Source organism: Streptomyces sp. NBC_01294 (genome assembly GCF_035917235.1).
GTDB lineage: Bacteria > Actinomycetota > Actinomycetes > Streptomycetales > Streptomycetaceae > Streptomyces > Streptomyces caledonius.
This window is the reverse complement of sequence record NZ_CP108423.1, coordinates 621,860-639,389: the sequence shown is the minus strand read 5'-3', so window position 1 is coordinate 639,389 and position 17,530 is coordinate 621,860. Positions and strand designations below refer to the sequence as shown.

At 72.9% G+C, this 17,530-nt stretch carries 12 protein-coding genes and 1 pseudogene; 9 read left to right on the top strand and 4 right to left on the bottom strand.

From position 1 onward, the window contains the following. Positions 1–230: 230 nt before the first annotated feature. Positions 231–1,835: pseudogene (locus OG534_RS03105) on the bottom strand (penicillin acylase family protein); the annotation flags it as partial. A 262-nt stretch (positions 1,836–2,097) separates the two neighbouring features. Between OG534_RS03105 and OG534_RS03100 the strand changes: the two are divergent. Next, positions 2,098–3,603 (top strand): fatty acyl-CoA synthetase, encoded by a 1,506-nt coding sequence (locus tag OG534_RS03100; protein ID WP_326586526.1) that lies wholly within the window; start codon positions 2,098–2,100, stop codon positions 3,601–3,603. Positions 3,604–3,684: 81 nt separating this feature from the next. Here OG534_RS03100 and OG534_RS03095 read toward each other — a convergent pair whose 3' ends face one another. Then, on the bottom strand, positions 3,685–4,548 hold the full coding sequence (locus OG534_RS03095; RefSeq protein ID WP_326586525.1) for a YhjD/YihY/BrkB family envelope integrity protein: 864 nt from the start codon (positions 4,546–4,548) through the stop codon (positions 3,685–3,687). A 99-nt stretch (positions 4,549–4,647) separates the two neighbouring features. Then, the gene (gene paaK / locus OG534_RS03090; protein WP_326586524.1) at positions 4,648–5,949 is read right to left on the bottom strand and encodes a phenylacetate--CoA ligase PaaK; all 1,302 of its coding nucleotides are present in this window, start codon (positions 5,947–5,949) and stop codon (positions 4,648–4,650) included. A gap of 107 nt (positions 5,950–6,056) precedes the next feature. Between paaK and OG534_RS03085 the strand changes: the two genes are divergently transcribed. Further along, on the top strand, positions 6,057–6,914 hold the full coding sequence (locus tag OG534_RS03085) for an alpha/beta fold hydrolase (protein WP_326586523.1): 858 nt from the start codon (positions 6,057–6,059) through the stop codon (positions 6,912–6,914). A 311-nt stretch (positions 6,915–7,225) separates the two neighbouring features. Here the strand turns inward: OG534_RS03085 and OG534_RS03080 are convergent, their stop codons facing one another. Further along, on the bottom strand, positions 7,226–8,857 hold the full coding sequence (locus tag OG534_RS03080) for an acyl-CoA synthetase (protein ID WP_326586522.1): 1,632 nt from the start codon (positions 8,855–8,857) through the stop codon (positions 7,226–7,228). Between the two features lie 198 nt (positions 8,858–9,055). On the opposite strand from OG534_RS03080, the gene OG534_RS03075 reads away from it, so the two are divergent. The 7 genes from OG534_RS03075 (at position 9,056) to OG534_RS03045 (ending at position 17,427) form a co-directional block, all read left to right on the top strand. Further along, positions 9,056–9,856, top strand: a complete 801-nt coding sequence (locus OG534_RS03075; RefSeq protein ID WP_326586521.1) for a crotonase/enoyl-CoA hydratase family protein — start codon at positions 9,056–9,058, stop codon at positions 9,854–9,856. A gap of 396 nt (positions 9,857–10,252) precedes the next feature. Continuing rightward, on the top strand, positions 10,253–11,212 hold the full coding sequence (locus tag OG534_RS03070; RefSeq protein ID WP_326586520.1) for a Zn-ribbon domain-containing OB-fold protein: 960 nt from the start codon (positions 10,253–10,255) through the stop codon (positions 11,210–11,212). Further along, the gene (locus tag OG534_RS03065) at positions 11,212–12,276 is read left to right on the top strand and encodes a thiolase domain-containing protein (RefSeq protein ID WP_326586519.1); all 1,065 of its coding nucleotides are present in this window, start codon (positions 11,212–11,214) and stop codon (positions 12,274–12,276) included. Before OG534_RS03070 ends, OG534_RS03065 begins: the two co-directional genes overlap by 1 nt. Then, a complete protein-coding gene (locus OG534_RS03060) occupies positions 12,273–13,439 on the top strand; it encodes a thiolase domain-containing protein (protein ID WP_326586518.1) in 1,167 nt (388 codons plus the stop codon). Before OG534_RS03065 ends, OG534_RS03060 begins: the two co-directional genes overlap by 4 nt. 145 nt (positions 13,440–13,584) lie before the next feature. After that, on the top strand, positions 13,585–13,812 hold the full coding sequence (locus tag OG534_RS03055) for a DUF397 domain-containing protein (RefSeq protein WP_374778183.1): 228 nt from the start codon (positions 13,585–13,587) through the stop codon (positions 13,810–13,812). Positions 13,813–13,941: 129 nt separating this feature from the next. Beyond that, positions 13,942–14,358, top strand: coding sequence for an ACT domain-containing protein (locus tag OG534_RS03050; protein ID WP_326586517.1), 417 nt, complete (start codon positions 13,942–13,944; stop codon positions 14,356–14,358). A 186-nt stretch (positions 14,359–14,544) separates the two neighbouring features. After that, on the top strand, positions 14,545–17,427 hold the full coding sequence (locus OG534_RS03045; RefSeq protein ID WP_326586516.1) for an ATP-binding protein: 2,883 nt from the start codon (positions 14,545–14,547) through the stop codon (positions 17,425–17,427). Positions 17,428–17,530: the final 103 nt, after the last annotated feature.

Genomic DNA, 17,530 nt, shown 5'->3' with positions numbered 1-17,530 from the left:
CTTGTAGCAGCGCACCGGGACGTCACCGAAGAAGACGTGGCCGCGCTGCAACAGGCCTGGTATGTGGGGGAGTTCGTCGGGATCCAGCGGGACCGACGCGCTGTGTCAGCTCCGAGAAGAGGGAGCGCGCGTATGGCCGGACACCCGCCAGCCCTCAACGACCAGCGGGCACCCGGTCCTGCCCACCCCCACCCTGACCTGCTGCTATTTACGCGCCAGTGATCGCGTAGTAACCATGCCTTGATCATGGTCTTGGAGTTCTCGACGTACGGGGCGCCCCGCAGCGTGGGCGCCTTCCCCGGGCCGAAGACGCCCGGCTGCACCGCGTCCGGATCCGAGCCGGGCGCGCACGCGCCGCGCGAACCGTCCAGCACCGCCAGCCCCGAGGCCGGGTACGTGGCCCGGCCCAGCGGGGTCGAGCAGCCGGCCGCCAGCTCGTCGGTGATCCGGGGGAGCACCTGGGTCTGGGTGAACAGGGTGCCGCCCGCCGAATCCGCGGCCACCGTGTTGACCCACGGCAGGCCCTGGGTGCGCTTGAGGGCCTCCTGGATCCCGGCGACCGAGCGGGCCTTGCCCATCGCGAGGGCGGTGTCGGAGCCGCGCAGGTTCGCCGCGTTCGGGTCGTTCAGCGCGTACGCCGTCCGGTCGGTCCAGGGCAGCGGCAGACCGGCGCCGAGGTTCGAGACCACCGGTCCGTAGCGCGTCCACCACTGGGTGCGGGTGACCGGAGCGCCGCCCGCCACCGGGACGGTGACGGTCCGCCGGGTCATCTTCTCCGGCGTGCCGTCGACCAGGTAGGCGGTCGGGTCGGCCGGGTCGAGGGTGAGCTGATGCAGGTTCACGGGGGTGCCGGTGGCGACCGTGTGGCTCCAGGCCACCTTCTCGTTGAAGCCGATGTTGACCACGGTGGTGCCGAGCAGGGAGCCGCCAGACACGTTCAGCTCGCCCGGGATGGTCTGCTGCGACTGCCAGAAGCGGCGCCCGCCCTGCCACGGGTAGTGCGGGTTGCCGAGCAGCAGTCCGCGCCCGCTCGCCGTGGTGGAGCCGGCGAAGGCCACCGCGTTGGAGCCCATGTCGTACCGGCTGGTGTCGAAGAACTCTCGCGCGGCCTCGGCGGCGGCCGCCGGATCGACCTCCGGTGCCGGAGCCGGTACCGGTGCCGGTGCGGTGCGGGCGCCTGTCGCGCCCGCTGTGCCCGACGCGCCCGGTGGCTGCGCCGCCGTGATGCCGTCGATGCCGCTCCCCTGGCCGCCGAGGACCGAGACCGCGAAGCCGCGGGCGGCCACGTCGGTCGTGGTGACCGGGCGGACCCAGCCGGCGCCCTTGCACGCCGGGTCGGTGACCTTGTTCTGCGCGAGCCACGCGTTGTAGCCGGCGGCCCAGCCGCGCATCAGCTCCTTGAGGTCCTTGGTGGGACCGGCCGGGGCGGGGGTCGCCAGCAGTTTCTCCACGGTGCCGGACTCCCGGACGCCCCTGAAGTACAGGTCGCTGGAGAGGTTCCGGGTGGCGGAGGAGAGCGATCCGTCGGGTGCGGCGTCGGGCCCGAACCAGCGCGAGCGCTCACCGGCGACGGTCACGAACCCGTCCGCCAGGACGCAGACCTGGTCGGCGGCCTGCGCCCAGCCGGTGCCGAAGCCGAGCCGCGCGTAGTCGCGGGCGAGGATGTGGGGTATGCCGTTCTCGGTGTACCGGATGACGGCGGACAGGCCGCCGCCGGCCGGTATCCGGTCCGCGGTCGCCGCCGAGGCCTGCGGCATCGCGGCCGTCGCGGCGAGCAGAGCGGATCCGGTGACGGCGACGCGGCGGAGTATCGGACGGGTGCTGAGGTGCAACATGCCTCCCAAGTAGCCTGCGGATGGGTGTGGTTACCCGATGAACAGGCGGTGCGTCCGTGCCCCCACACTCATGCAGGCGGTCCGATGATCTGTCAACATCCCGTTTGGTATCCCGGTCATTGACCTCGGGCGCGCGCGGGACGAGGATCGCGCCATGACGGCAGCTCGAGCAGGGCAAGCAGGGCAAGCAGGGCGGGCGGGACAGGCGGGACAGGCAGGACAGGCAGGACAGGCAGGACAGGCAGGACAGGCAGGACAGGCAGTGCGGCACCGGACGGTCGACGGGCTGGTGCACGAGAGCGCGCGTCGGGTCCCCGACCGCCTCGCCGTCCGCTACCGCGAGCGGAGCTGGACGTACGCGGAGCTCGACGCGGCCGTCACCACCGGCGCCGCCGTGCTGCGGGAGCGGTACGGGCTGGCCGACGGCGACCGGGTCGCCACCTTCGCGCACAACTCCGACGCCTACCTCATCGCCTTCCTCGCCTGCGCCCGGGCCGGACTCACCCACGTACCCGTCAACCAGAACCTCACCGGCGACGACCTCGCGTACATCCTCGACGACTCCGCCAGCGCCCTGGTGCTCGCCGATCCGGACCTGGCCGGTCGGGTCCCCGACGGCAAACGCGTACGGGCACTGCGCGACGCCCCGGATTCCTTCCTGGCGGAGCTGGCCGAGCCGCTCGCCTTTGAACCCGACAGGGAACCGGGCGGGTTGGCGCAGCTCCTGTACACCTCGGGCACCACCGCCCTGCCCAAGGGCGCGATGATGACGCACCGGGCCCTCGCCCACGAGTACGAGAGCGCGATCGAGGCGCTGGACCTGGCCGAGGAGGACCGGCCCGTGCACTCGCTGCCGCTGTACCACTCGGCGCAGATGCACGTCTTCCTGATGCCGTACCTGGCGGTGGGGGCGCGGAACACCATCGTGGACGCGCCGGTCGCGGAACAGCTCTTCGACCTCGTCGAGGCGGGGGAGGCGAACAGCCTCTTCGCGCCGCCCACGGTCTGGATCGGCCTGGCCAACCACCCGCAGTTCGCGGTGCGTGAGCTGGGCGCGCTGAGCAAGGCGTACTACGGGGCCTCGATCATGCCGGTCCCGGTCCTGGAACGGCTGCGCGAGCGGCTCCCCGGGCTCGGCTTCTACAACTGCTTCGGTCAGAGCGAGATCGGGCCGCTGGCCACGGTGCTCGGGCCGCGGGAGCACGAGGGGCGGATGGAGTCCTGCGGGCGGCCGGTCCGCCACGTCGAGGCGAAGGTCGTCGACGAGGACGGCAAGGACGTGCCGGACGGCACGGCAGGCGAGGTCGTCTACCGCTCGCCGCAGCTGTGCCTGGGGTACTGGAACGACCCGGAGGCCACGGAGCGGGCCTTCCGGGACGGCTGGTTCCGCTCGGGCGACCTCGCGGTGCGCGACGCGCACGGGTACTTCACGGTGGTGGACCGGGTCAAGGACGTCATCAACTCGGGTGGGGTGCTGGTTGCCTCGCGGCAGGTGGAGGACGTGCTCTACACCCACCCGGGCGTGGCCGAGGTGGCGGTGGTCGGGCTGCCCGACGAGCGGTGGATCGAGGCGGTCACGGCGGTGGTGGTGGCGCGTGGGGAGGCGACGGAGGCGGAGCTGATGACCTACGCGCGGGAGCGGCTCGCCCACTTCAAGGCCCCGAAACGCGTGCTCTTCGTCGACGCCCTCCCGCGCAACGCCAGCGGCAAGATCCTCAAGCGGGAACTCCGCGACCGCTTCGCCCCGCCTCCGGCCCCTGCGGACTGATCCGGCCGGGGTCCGGATCGGGGCCCGGGTCGGGGTGCGGTGGGGTGCTGCCGGTCAGGCCGGTCAGGCCGGTCAGGCCGGTCAGGCCGGTCGGGGCGGGCCGGGATGGTCGGGGTGGCCGCTGTCGGCGGGCAGGATTCCGGTGCGCCGGAAGCGGCGCAGGGTGAGGTACTCGTGGAAGAGGCGGCCGACCAGCGCGCCGCCGTAGACCACGAAGCCGACTCCGACGAGCCAGGACTGGACGACCAGCAGGGTGCCGAAGGGGCCGTAGGTCACGGCGTTGGACGCGATGAGCGGCGAGAACACCAGCTGCGAGAACATCCGCAGCCCCAGCAGCCCGAGACTGGTCGCGAGCGTGCCCGGCACCAGGGCACGCCAGCGGACCCGGCCGCCGAGCAGCAGCCGCTGGGAGCCCCAGAAGAAGAGGCACGTGCCGATGAGGTCGCCCAGCGTGCCGAGGACGGTCCCGACGGCGTCGTCCGACGGTTGGGGGATCCCCACGAGCAGGGCGAGGTAGCAGACCAGCAGGGCGAGCCAGACGACGTGCCGCCACATGGTGTGCCAACGGGCGGTCGGCAGGTCCCACACCTTCTCGTAGCCCGTCTGCACGGCCGAGCCGAAGGTCAGGCCGAACACCGCGAGAGCGGCCAGACCGAAGGCGGTGGTCCGCTCCAGTGCCATGTCCGCAGCGCTGAACAGCATCTCGACCCGGCCACGCGAGGACTCCGTCACCCCGAGGGCCTGGCCGAGCCAGCGGCCGAAGCCCGAACCGCTGCCCGGCGCGGCGGCCGCGACGACGACCAGCAGCGGCACGAGGGTGAGGAACCCGAGGGCCGCGAAGCCCATCGCCCGGTGCATCAGCTCCATCTCCCGGCCGCGGCTCCAGGCCAGCCCGGCGGGGGAGGCCTGGAGCCGGACATAGAGCTTCCGGAAGGTCGAGGTCACGCCTCATGCACTACCCGCGAGCGCAACCGCGCTCCCGGGAGCCGCCCCGAAATGGACCCGAAGGGGTGGTTTCAGCCGCCCGGACGCGAGTCTGTGCCCCTACCCTGCGCCGCGGAGGTCCACCAGTCTCTTGATCTTCCCCACCGAACGCTCCAGGCTCTCCGGATCGACCACCTCCACCCGGACGGAGACCCCGATCCCCTCCTTGACGGCCCGGACCACCTCGGCGCCCGCGGCCTCCCGCCGATCGGCAACCGTCTCCCGGCGCGCCTCCACCCGTACGGTCAGGGCGTCCATGCGCCCCTCGCGGGTCAGCCGCAGCTGGAAGTGAGGAGCCAGGCCGGGCGTGCGCAGCAGGACCTCCTCGATCTGGGTCGGGTACAGGTTCACCCCGCGCAGGATGATCATGTCGTCGCTGCGGCCCGTGACCTTCTCCATCCGCCGGAAGGCCGGCCGGGCGGTGCCGGGCAGCAGCCGCGTCAGATCCCGGGTGCGGTAGCGGATGACGGGCATGGCCTCCTTGGTGAGAGAGGTGAACACCAGCTCGCCGTGCTCGCCCTCCGGCAGCACCGCGCCCGTCAGGGGGTCGACCACCTCGGGATAGAAGTGGTCCTCCCAGATGTGGAGACCGTCCTTGGTCGAGGCGAACTCCTGCGCGACACCCGGCCCGATGACCTCGGACAGGCCGTATATGTCCACCGCGTCTATGCCGAGCCGTTCCTCGATCTCCCGGCGCATCTCCTCGGTCCACGGCTCCGCGCCGAAGATCCCGGTCCGCAGTGAGGTGGCGCGCGGGTCGATGCCCTGGCGCTCCATCTCGTCCAGCAGGGTCAGCATGTAGGAAGGCGTCACCATGATGACCTCCGGCCGGAAGTCCTCGATGAGCCGGACCTGCCGGTCCGTCATCCCGCCCGAGGCGGGCACGACCGTACAGCCGAGGCGTTCGGCGCCGTAGTGCGCGCCGAGGCCGCCCGTGAAGAGGCCGTAGCCGTAGGCGATGTGGATGATCTGGCCGGGCCGGCCACCCGCCGCGCGTATGGATCGGGCGACGACATCGGCCCAGGTGGAGAGGTCATTGTCGGTGTACCCGACGACGGTGGGACGCCCGGTCGTGCCGCTGGAGGCGTGGATGCGGCGCACTTCGGACCGCGGTACGGCGAACATCCCGAAGGGGTACTGGTCGCGCAGGTCGGTCTTGGTGGTCAAGGGGAACAGGGCGAGGTCGGCGAGGGAGCGGCAGTCGTCGGGATGCACGCCGGCCTTGTCGAAGGCCTGCCGGTAGAACGGCACCCGTTCGTAGGCGCGGTGCAGGGTCGCGCGCAGCCGCGTCAGCTGGAGGGCGGCCAGCTCGTCGCGGCCGAGCCGCTCGCCGTCGTCGTGGAAATCCGGGTGCACCGCCATGTCGTCACCTCATCGTGAATCTACCGAACGATCATTCGGTAGATTGCCAGGCCTCCGCAGGTGAAATCAATGACTCGAACGAGTGATCGTCTGTTGTGATGGCCCCCATGCCTACCTTCACCACCTACGACGGAACCGAACTCGCCTACCACCTCCAAGGGGAGGGTGAACCGCTGGTGTGCGTCCCGGGCGGCGCCATGCGGGCCTCCGTGTACCTGGGCGACCTCGGCGGACTGGCCGACGGCCGCCGTCTCATCCTGCTCGACCTGCGCGGTACGGGCGACTCCGGGATGCCGGCGGACGAGTCGACGTACCGCGTCGACCACCAGGTCGGCGACGTCGAGGCCCTGCGGGCACACCTCGGCCTGGAGCGCATGGACCTCCTCGCGCACTCCGCCGGCGGGAACCTCGCCCAGCTCTACGCGGCCGCACACCCGGAGCGGCTGCGCCGGACCGTGCTGGTCACTCCGACCGCGTGGGCGGTGGACCTCCCGGTCACCCCGGAGCAGCGGCTGGAGGCGGCCCGGCTGCGCGCGGGGAGCGAACCGTACGACACGGCCATCGATGCCTACGAGCGGATCCTGGCGGACGCGGGCGCGGGCGGGAGCGAGGTGGACTGGGATCTGGCCGCGCCGCTGTTCTACGGGCGCTGGGACGCGGCGGCCCGGGCGCACTGCGCGGCGAACGCGCACCAGCAGAACGAGAAGGCCGCCGAGGCCTATGCGGGCCCCGGAGCCTTCGATCCGCCCGCGACCCGTGCGGGCCTCCGCCGGGTCTCGGGCGAGGTCCTGGTGCTGGCCGCGGAGCTGGACGGCAACCCCCGTCCGGTGCTGGCGGCGGAGCTTGCAGGCCTGTTCCGGCGGGGCGCGGTCGACGTCCAGCCCCGGGCCGGGCACTTCCCGTGGCTGGACGACCCGGGGTGGTTCTCGGCTCGGGTGGAACGCTTCCTCTCGTCCGGGGTTTGACCGACGGTCGCCGACGAGGCGCGGGGCGGGTGCGCCTCAAAGATCGGGGCTCCGCCCCGGGCCCCGCGCCTCAAACGCCGACGGGGCTGAAGGGTGGGGCTCCGCCCCGGGCCCCGCGCCTCAAACGCCGGCGGGGCTTGAAGATCGGGGCTCCGCCCCGGACCCCGCTCCTCAAACGCCGGAGGGGCTGGATTTGGCCCGGCGAGGCTGGGTTTGGCTGGCGAGGGTGGGTTTGCCCGCCGGGGTGGCGTTGGCTCGGCGGGGCTGGGTTTGGCCGGCCGGGTGGGGTGGGGTGGGCTTGCCGGGGTGGGTCAGTTGATCGTGTCTGATTCCGTTGCGATCGTTTTGGCCCAGCGGTAGTCCGCCTTGCCGCTCGGGGAGCGTTGGATGGCGGGTGCGATGACCAGTTGGCGGGGGATCTTGTAGCCCGCCAGTCTGGTGCGGCAGTGGCTCTGGATCTCGTCCAGGGTCGGGGCCGGGGCGCCCGACCGGACCTGGACCACCGCGGCCACGTGGCTGCCCCAGGTCGGGTCCGGGACTCCGGCGACCAGGGCGTCGTAGACGTCGGGGTGCGACTTCAGCGCCTGCTCGACCTCTTCCGGGTAGACCTTCTCGCCGCCCGTGTTGATGCACTGCGAGCCGCGGCCGAGCACCGTGACGATGCCCTGTTCGTCGACGGTCGCCATGTCGCCGAGCAGCACCCAGCGCTCCGCGCCCTTCCGGAAGAAGGTCTCGGCGGTCTTGGCCGGGTCGTTGTAGTAGCCGAGCGGGACGTGGCCGCGCTGGGCGAGGCGCCCCGGTTCGCCCACCGCCACCGGCTCGTGCGTCACCGGGTCCACCACCTGCGTACGGTCGTTGACCTCTAGGCGGAAGCCCTTCTCCGGACTGGAGTCGTCCGTCGCCCGGCCGTTGGACCCGGACTCGGACGATCCGAAGTTGTTCAGGAGCAGCACGTTCGGCACCAGCCGCTGGAACTCCGCGCGCACCGTCTCCGACATGATCGCCCCGGAGGAGGAGACGCTGAACAGCGAGGACAGGTCCGTCCCCTTGAGCGGGCCGTTGAGGGCGTCGATGAGCGGCCTGAGCATCGCGTCGCCGACCAGCGACACGCTCGACACCTTCTCCTTCTCGATCGTGCGGAGCACCTCTTCCGGTGCGTACTTGCGGTGGATGACCACCCGCTGGCCGTAGTTGAAGGCGATGAACGAGGTCAGCGTCGATGTGCCGTGCATCAGCGGGGGCGCGGGGAAGAAGGTCAGCCCCGCACCCTTGGAGGCGACGCGCTCGGCCAGCTCCTCCGGCCGCTTCACCGGCTCGCCCGTCGGCTCGCCGCCGAAGAGGCCGGCGAAGAAGAGGTCCTCCGCCCGCCACATGACGCCCTTGGGCATGCCGGTCGTGCCGCCCGTGTAGATGATGAACAGGTCGTCGGCGCTGCGGGGCGGGAAGCCGCGCTCGGGCGACCCGGCGGCCTCGGCGTCCGGGTACGCGATCGGCGCGATCGAGGGCTCCGGAGCCCCCTCGGGGACCTGCCCGACCCGGACCAGGTGCCGGAGCCGCGTCGTCTGCGGCAGGGCGGCCGCGACCCGCTCGGTGAACTCGCCCTCGAAGACGAGTGCGGCGAGGTCGGCGTCGTTGTAGAGGTAGACCAGCTCCTCCTCCACGTACCGGTAGTTGACGTTCACCGGGACCAGTCGGGCCTTCAGGCAGGCCAGGACGGTCTGGAGGTACTCGATCCCGTTGTAGAGGTGCAGACCCACGTGCTCGCCGGCCTTCAGGCCGCTGTTCAGCAGGTGGTGCGCGATCCGGTTCGCCGCCGCGTCCAGCTCCGCGTACGTGAGGCGGCGCTCGGCGCCGGTCCCGGGGTGGTCCACGTAGACGAGGGCCTCGCGGTCCGGGACCACGTCCACGACCGACTCGAACAGGTCGGCAAGGTTGTACTCCACCGTTCCTCCTGACCCCGAATGTTCCCGATGTTCCCGACGACTGGCCCGGTGGCCGGCCTGCTCCGGCGGTCATTAGAGCGCCGGAGCCGGCAACTGGGAAGGGCGCCGCCCAAGAAATCTGACTGGGTGTCAGAAAACTATTGAACTGCACCCTCCCCTACTGCAACCTGTTCTAGGTCTTGAGACGGGAGGACGGCAATGGGTGGGACAGAACACCTGAGCGTGGATCGGCACGGCGCCACCCTGGTGCTCACCATGAACAGGCCCGAGGCGAAGAACGCGCTCTCGCTGCCGCTGCTGGTGGGGCTGTACGACGGCTGGCTGGAGGCGGACGCCGACGACGGGATCCGCTCGGTGGTCCTGACCGGCGCGGGCGGCGACTTCTGCGCCGGCATGGACCTCAAGGCGCTGGCCGGCCAGGGGATGGCGGGCGACCAGTACCGGAACCGACTCAAGGACGACCCCGACCTGCACTGGAAGGCGATGCTGCGGCACCACCGGCCGCGCAAGCCGGTGATCGCGGCCGTGGAGGGCTACTGCGTGGCCGGCGGGACCGAGATCCTGCAGGGCACGGACATCCGGGTGGCGGGCGCGGGTGCCACCTTCGGGCTCTTCGAGGTCAAGCGGGGGCTCTTTCCGATCGGCGGCTCCACGGTGCGGCTGCCGCGGCAGATCCCGCGTACGCACGCCCTCGAGATGCTGCTGACCGGGCGGCCGTACTCGGCCGAGGAGGCGGCGCGGATCGGGCTGATCGGGCGGGTGGTGCCGGACGGCACGGCGCTGGATGCTGCGCTGGAGATCGCGGAGCAGATCAATGCGTGCGGGCCGCTGGCGGTGGAGGCGGTCAAGGCGTCGGTCTACGAGACCGCGGAGCTGACCGAGCGGGAGGGGTTGGCGGCGGAACTGCTGCGGGGGTGGCCGGTGTTCGACACGGCGGATGCGAAGGAGGGGGCGCGGGCCTTTGCGGAGAAGAGGCCCGCGGTGTATCGGCGCGAGTAGTCGGCCCGGCGTTGTCGGGGCCCCGGTGCCGTGCCTCCCTCGCCGGCGGGGCCGAAAGATCGGGGCTCCGCCCCGGACCCCGCGCCTCAAACGCCGGCGGGGCTGGATGTGCCCGGCCAGGCCGCAATGGCCAGGCGAGGCTGGATGTGCCCGACCGCCAAAGATCGGGGCTCCGCCCCGGACCCCGCGCCTCAATCGCCGGCGGGGCTGGATGTGCCCGGCCAGGCCGCAATGGCCAGGCGAGGCTGGATGTGCCCGACCGCCAAAGATCGGGGCTCCGCCCCGGACCCCGCGCCTCAAACGCCGGCGGGGCTGGATTTTGCCCGGCCAGGCCGGATTGGCCCGGCGGGGGTGGATTGTGCCTGTACCGGAATCAACCGCAACGGAGAGCCGCCCATGACAGCCGCGTCGCCGCCGGAAGTGCTCCGCGCGCCCCTCATCGTCGAGTTCCCCTTCACCCGGTCCCTCGGTCCCGTCCAGAGCGCCTTCCTCACCGGGCTGCGCGAAGGCGTCGTCCTCGGGGTGAAGACCTCCGGCGGCAAGGTGGTGGTCCCGCCCGTCGAGTACGACCCCGTCACCGCCGAGGAGGTCCGCGAGCTCGTCGAGGTCGCCGCCACCGGCACCGTCACCACCTGGGCGTGGAACGGCCGGCCCCGCCCCCACCAGCCGCTGGACACCCCCTTCGCCTGGGTGCTGGTCAAGTTCGACGGCGCGGACACCGCGCTCCTGCACGCCCTCGACGTCCCCGGACCGGAAGCCGTCCGCACCGGCATGCGGGTGCGCGTGCGATGGGCCGCCGACCGTACCGGCGCCATCACCGACATCGCCTGCTTCGAACCGTACGAGGGCCCCGCGGGCGCCGAGGCCGTCCCGCACGACGGGGTCTTCGCCGACGCCGTCACCGGCATCGTCGCCGAGGCCCGCCTCGACTACGTCTACAGTCCCGGCCGCGCCCAGACCGCGTACATCAACGCCCTCTCCGAGCGGCGGACCGTCGGCGAGCGCTGCCCCTCCTGCCACAAGGTGTACGTGCCCCCGCGCGGCGCGTGCCCCACCTGCGGGGTGGCCACCACCGACCAGGTCGAGGTCGGCCCGGCGGGCACGGTCACCACGTACTGCATCGTCAACATCAAGGCCAGGAACCTCGACATCGAGGTCCCGTACGTCTACGCCCACATCGCCCTCGACGGCGCCGGCCTCGCCCTCCACGGCCGGATCGGCGGCATCCCGTACGACCAGGTCCGCATGGGCCTGCGCGTCGAGCCCGTCTGGACCGAGGGCGGCCGCCACCCCGACCACTACCGCCCCACCGGCGAGCCGGACGCGGACTACGACGCGTACAAGGAGCTCATCTGATGGCCCGATACGCACGCGAGGTCGCGGTGGTCGCCTTCGCGCAGAGCGACCACCTGCGCCGCACCGACGAACTCAGCGAAGTCGAGATGGTCATGCCGGTGCTGCACCAGGTGCTCGCCGCGACCGGACTGAAGGCCGGCGAGATCGGCTTCACCTGTTCCGGCTCCAGCGACTACCTGGCCGGCCGGGCCTTCTCCTTCACCATGACCCTCGACGGGGTCGGCGCCTGGCCGCCGATCTCCGAGTCGCACGTCGAGATGGACGGCGCCTGGGCCCTGTACGAGGCCTGGGTCAAGATCCAGACCGGTGAGGCCGACACCGCGCTCGTCTACGCGTACGGGAAGTCCTCGCCCGGTTCGGTACGCGACGTACTGACGCGCCAGCTCGACCCGTACTACCTCGCCCCGCTCTGGCCCGACTCGGTGGCCCTGGCCGCCCTCCAGGCCCAGGCCCTGATCGACGCGGGCGAGACCGACGAGCGCGCCCTGGCCGCCATCGGAGCGCGCAGCCGCGCCGCCGCCGAGGCGAACCCGCACGCCCAGCTCCGCGGCGCCGTCCCGCAGGGCGACTACCAGGTCCGGCCGCTGCGCACCTGGGACTGCCCGCCCATCGGCGACGGCGTGGCCGCGGTGATCCTGGCCGCCGGCGACCTCGCGCGGCAGCTGTGCGAACGCCCCGCCTGGATCACCGGCATCGACCACCGCATCGAGGCCCACGGCCTGGGCCTGCGCGACCTCACCGACTCCCCGTCCACCCGGATCGCCGCCGAGCACGCGGGCGTCTTCGAAGCCCCGGTGGACACGGCGGAACTGCACGCGCCGTTCTCCTCCCAGGAGGTCGTGCTGCGCAAGGCGCTCGGCCTCGGCGACGGCGACGGCGTGGCCGTCAACCCGTCCGGGGGAGCGCTCGCCGCGAACCCGGTCATGGCCGCCGGCCTGATCCGCATCGGCGAGGCGGCCGCCCGGATCCACCGAGGCGAGTCCGACCGGGCCGTCGCCCACGCCACCTCCGGCCCCTGCCTCCAGCAGAACCTGGTCGCCGTCCTGGAAGGGGACCGAGCATGAGCAAGGAGCCAGTTGCCGTCGTCGGCATCGGCCAGACCAAGCACGTGGCCGCCCGCCACGACGTGTCCATCGCCGGACTCGTCCGGGAGGCGGCGGTCCGCGCCCTCGCGGACGCCGAGCTGACCTGGGCCGACATCGACGCGGTCGTCATCGGCAAGGCCCCCGACTTCTTCGAGGGGGTGATGATGCCGGAGCTGTACCTGGCGGACGCGCTCGGCGCCGTCGGCAAGCCGATGCTGCGCGTGCACACGGCGGGCTCGGTCGGCGGCTCCACCGCCCTGGTCGCCTCGAACCTGGTCGCGGCCCGCGTCCACCGCACGGTCCTGACCCTCGCCTTCGAGAAGCAGTCCGAATCCAACGCCATGTGGGGCCTGTCGCTCCCCGTCCCCTTCCAGCAGCCGCTGCTCGCCGGCGCTGGCGGATTCTTCGCCCCGCACGTGCGCGCGTACATGCGGCGCACGGGCGCGCCGGACACGGTGGGCTCGCTGGTGGCGTACAAGGACCGGCGCAACGCGCTGAAGAACCCCTACGCACACCTGCACGAGCACGACATCACCCTGGAGAAGGTCCAGGCCTCGCCGATGCTCTGGGATCCGATCCGCTACTCCGAGACCTGCCCCTCCTCGGACGGCGCGTGCGCGATGATCCTCACCGACCGGGTGGGCGCGGCCCGTTCGCCGAAGCCGCCCGCCTGGGTGCACGGCGGGGCGATGCGCAGCGAACCCACCCTCTTCGCGGGCAAGGACTTCGTCTCGCCACAGGCCGGCAAGGACTGCGCGGCCGACGTCTACCGGCAGGCGGGAATCAACGACCCGCGACGGGAGATCGACGCCGTGGAGATGTACGTGCCCTTCTCCTGGTACGAGCCGATGTGGCTGGAGAACCTCGGCTTCGCCGCGGAGGGCGAGGGATGGAAGCTCACCGAGGCCGGGGTCACCGAACTCGACGGGGACCTCCCGGTCAACCCGTCCGGCGGGGTGCTCTCCACCAACCCGATCGGCGCCTCCGGCATGATCCGCTTCGCGGAGGCGGCCCTGCAGGTGCGCGGCCAGGCCGGGGAACACCAGGTTCCGGGAGCCTGCCGGGCGCTGGGGCACGCGTACGGCGGCGGCGCCCAGTTCTTCGCGATGTGGCTGGTGGGGGCCGAGGTGCCCGCCTCCTGACCGCGTGCCCGGCCGGCGACGGAGGGGCCGGCCGGGGGGCCGCACAGGCCACGGGTGACTCACCGTGGCCTGTGCGGCACGCGCTGCGGTGGTTAACCTTGCCCCCGGACGACGTACCGGGAGGAGCACGCACGTGGCCGAGAGCATGACTTCACAGCCCCTCGCTGGCTGGGGGAAGCCGGACCTCGATCTCACCGAGGCGGACTGGCAGTCGAGCAGCCGGGGAGCGGGTGACGTCCAGATCGCCTTCGTCGAGGGCTTCATCGCCATGCGCAACAGCGAGCGCCCCGAGAGCCCTTCGCTGATCTTCACCCCCGACGAGTGGCACAAGTTCGTGCTGAACGCCCGGGGCGGGGAGTTCGACCTGACCTAGGACGGCCCGCGGCCGGCTGTACGCGGCGCACCACCGGGCGCGGCCCCGCCGCCCCGGTGGCCGCCGGCCGGAAAGACGGCCCTGAGGGTGGCGCACCGCCTAGGGTGGCGCACCGCCTAGGGTGGCGGCATGAGCGGCGAGAACGACCTGCGCGTACTCCTGAGCGGCATGCGGCCCGAGCTGAACGAGGGGCGGTACGTCTTCTGCACCGTCCCCGGCAGCACCGTCCCCGCCGGGACCGCGCCCGTGGCCACCGTCCTGGAGCGCGAGGGCCTCACCCTGGTGCTGCGTCAGGAGGACGCCGACGCGGCCGGCCTCGCCTACGACTACACGGCCGGCTGGATCACCCTGCGGATCCACTCCGCCCTCGACGCCGTCGGCCTCACCGCGGCCTTCGCCACCGAACTCGGCGCACACGGCCTGAGCTGCAACGTCATCGCCGGCTACCACCACGACCACCTCTTCGTGGACGCCGACCGGGCCGCCGAGGCCGTGGCCGTCCTGGAGGACCTCGCGGCACGGTCCGCCCGGGACGGACACGCCTGACGAAGACGCCGGAGAGGCCACCGGAAGGGCGCCGGAAGCACACCGGAAGCGCAGTGGAAAAGACGCCGGAAAAGACTCCGGAACGGACACCGGTAAAGAAGATCGGATTCTTTCCCGACAGTGGGATCCCCCGCGATGTGCGCGGGCGTACGCTGATCCCCCGAACAGGCCTGGGGGGTACCAGCCATGACGGACCGCCGTACCCGCAAACGGCGCACCTTGGTCGAACGCGAGACCGAACTCGCCATCGTCGACGAGGCCCTGGACCAGCTCACCGGTCCCGGGCCGGACGCGGGCGGCGCGCTGCTCGCCTTCTCCGGCCCCGCCGGCCTCGGCAAGACCACCCTGCTCGCCGAGCTGCGCCGCCGCGCCCACGCCCGCTCCTGCACCGTCCTCGCCGCCCGCGGCGGCGAACAGGAGCAGAGGCAGCCCTTCCACGTCGCCCGCCAGCTCATCCAGCCCCAGCTGGCCGGCACCTCCGAGCAGGAGCTGCGCGCCGCCCTCGGGAGCTGGTACTCGATCGTCGGCCCCGCCCTCGGACTCTGCGCCCCCGAACAGGGCGCCCCGCCCGACCCCCAGGGCCTGCGCGACGGACTCGACTGGGTCCTCACCCACCTCGTCGTGAAACGCGCCCCCGTCACCCTCGTCCTCGACGACGCCCACTGGGCCGACCCCGAGTCCCTCGGCTGGCTCGCCGCCTTCGCCCCGCGCGCCGAACACCTCCCCCTGCTGCTCGTCGTCGCCTACCGCCCCGACGAACTGCCCGCGGACGCCGACGCCTTCCGTACGCTGCCGGGCCGGGCGGGACAGCGCCCGCTGCCCCTCGCGCCGCTCACCCCGGCCGCCGTCGCCGCGCTGGTCCGCGAGGCCCTCGGCGACCACGCCGAGGACGCCTTCTGCCGGGAGGCCTGGGCCGTCACCACCGGCAACCCCTTCGAGGCCGTCGAACTCACCGCCAAGGTCCGGGAGAAGGGACTGCCCCCGGTCGAGGCGAACGCCCCGCTGCTGCGCGACCTCGCCGCCGCCCAGCGCGGCAGCGGCCTCGTGGCCCGCCTCGAACGCCTCGGCCCCTCCACCGTCCGCTTCGCCTGGGCCTGCGCCGTCCTCGGCACCGCCATCCCGCAGGACCTCGCCGCGCGGGTCGCCGCCCTCGGCGCCGAGGAGGGTGTGGACGCCACCAGGCGGCTGCGGGACGCCCGCATCCTGTCGGCCGCCGGGTCCTCGACGGCGCAGGAACCCGTGACCGGGCCGGCGCAGGAACCCGAGACCGGGCTGGAGTTCGTCCACCCGCTCATCGCCACCGCCATCTACCGCGCCATCCCCGACGCGCTGCGGGTCGCCCTGCACGGCAAGGCCGCGGCCGCCGTCGTCGACGCCGGACTCGGCCCCTCCGCCGCCGCCCGCCACCTGCTGGAGACCCACCCCGAGAACGACCCCTGGGTGGTGCGCATCCTGCGCGAGGCCGCCGGCGAGAACCTCCGGGCCGGCGCCCCCGAGGCCGCCCGCCGCCAGCTCGCCCGCGCCCTGCGCGAGCCCCCGGACTTCGACGAGCGCGCCGCCGTCCTGTACGAACTGGGCTGCGCCTCCCTGCTCACCGAGCCCGCCAACACCGTCAACCACCTGAGGGCCGCCCTCGCCGAACCTTTCGACGACCCCACCCTGCGCCAGGGCATCGTCATCCGGCTCGCCCAGGTCCTTGCACACAGCGACCGCCTCGCCGACGCCTCGGAATCCCTCGCGCGGGAGATCCCGTACACCCAGGACGTCCGGGCCCGGCTGCGCCTGCAGTCCGAGCAGTTCATGTGGGACGCCTTCAACGCCGCCGAGACCGACTCCCCGGCGCGCTCCCGGCGCCTCGCCCGGCTCGCCGACCGCCTCACCGGGCGCGACCTCACCGAGCGGTACGTCATCGGGCTGCGCGCCTGGGACGCCTGCCTGCGCGGAGAACCGGTGGACGTGGTGCTGCACCACGCCGGACGGGTACTGGAGCGGCCCTTCAGCTGGGCCTACGAGGACCGCGGCTTCGAGGTGCCGGTCCTGGTCGCGATGGCCTACATGTACGCCGACCGCCCCGGACGGGCGGAGGAGCTGTTCGAGACCGGCACCGCCGAGTTCGAGCGGATGGGCTGGCGCGGCGCGCACCTGTCCTTCGCGTACAGCCTGCGCGCCTACATCCGCTACCGGCGCGGGCGGCTCGTGGAGGCCGAGGAACTGGCGCGGGCCGGGCTGCGGCTCGCCGAACGCGTGGGACGGCGCACCCCCGTGCACTGGTACGCCATAGCCATCCTCCTGACCACGCTGCTCGCACGGGGACGCGTCGACGAGGCCTGGGAACTGGGACGCGAGCACGAGTACGGCCGGCCCTTCCCGGCGGCCGTGGTCTTCCCCGACTCCCAGACCGTGTACGCCCAACTGCTCGTCGCCCGCGGTGAGATGCGTGCGGCCGTCGCCGAACTGGAGGAGGTCGACCGGCGGCTGACCCCGCGCGGCATCCAGAACCCGGCCTGGTGCCCGTGGCAGCTGCTCCTGGCCCGCGCCGTGGCCGGGGAGGATCCGCAGCGGGCGCGCACACTGGCCGACGACGCCGTCCGGCGGGCCCGCTCCTTCGGCGCCCCGTCGGGCATCGGCCAGGCCCTGCGCGTGGCGGCCGAGGTCGCGGCCCCGCAGGACCGGGCCGTGCTGCTGCGGGAGGCGGTGGCCCTGCTGTCGCAGTCCCCGGCGGGACACGAACTGGCCCGCGCCCTGGCCGCGCTGGGCACCGAGCTGCGCGACGCGGACCTGCTGGAGCGGGCCGTGGTGACGGCCCGGGAATGCGGGGCCGACGGGCTGGTGGCCGAGACGGCCGACACCCTGCTGGGGCTGGGCGCCGGCCTGCCGGGCGGGCCGGACTGGCAGGACGGGCTGACGGAGGAGGAGCTCAAGGCGGCGCGGCGGGCGGCGGGCCAGGCCGTCCCGGACGGCTCCGCCCTGCCGGAACAGGGTCCGGACTGGGCCCTGTCCGCGGCGTGCCGCAAACTCGGCACCAACCTTCCGGGCCTCCCGGCCGTCCTGGACTCGTACGCGCCGTAGGCCGCCGGGGCACCGGTTCCGGAAGCCGGCGATGCCGTGCTCGCCGGTGCGCCAGTGCGGCGGTGCGGCGGTGTGGTGGTGCGTGATTCCGCCGGTCCGCCGG

Bases quoted from the DNA above. Each gene is read 5' to 3' on its own strand.
- OG534_RS03055 (WP_374778183.1), top strand. From the start codon at position 13,585: ATGACTTCACAGCCCCTCGCTGGCTGGGGGAAGCCGGACCTCGATCTC.
- OG534_RS03065 (WP_326586519.1), top strand. From the start codon at position 11,212: ATGGCCCGATACGCACGCGAGGTCGCGGTGGTCGCCTTCGCGCAGAGC.
- OG534_RS03070 (WP_326586520.1), top strand. From the start codon at position 10,253: ATGACAGCCGCGTCGCCGCCGGAAGTGCTCCGCGCGCCCCTCATCGTC.
- OG534_RS03050 (WP_326586517.1), top strand. From the start codon at position 13,942: ATGAGCGGCGAGAACGACCTGCGCGTACTCCTGAGCGGCATGCGGCCC.
- OG534_RS03085 (WP_326586523.1), top strand. From the start codon at position 6,057: ATGCCTACCTTCACCACCTACGACGGAACCGAACTCGCCTACCACCTC.
- OG534_RS03060 (WP_326586518.1), top strand. From the start codon at position 12,273: ATGAGCAAGGAGCCAGTTGCCGTCGTCGGCATCGGCCAGACCAAGCAC.
- OG534_RS03075 (WP_326586521.1), top strand. From the start codon at position 9,056: ATGGGTGGGACAGAACACCTGAGCGTGGATCGGCACGGCGCCACCCTG.
- paaK (WP_326586524.1), bottom strand. From the start codon at position 5,949: ATGGCGGTGCACCCGGATTTCCACGACGACGGCGAGCGGCTCGGCCGC.
- OG534_RS03045 (WP_326586516.1), top strand. From the start codon at position 14,545: ATGACGGACCGCCGTACCCGCAAACGGCGCACCTTGGTCGAACGCGAG.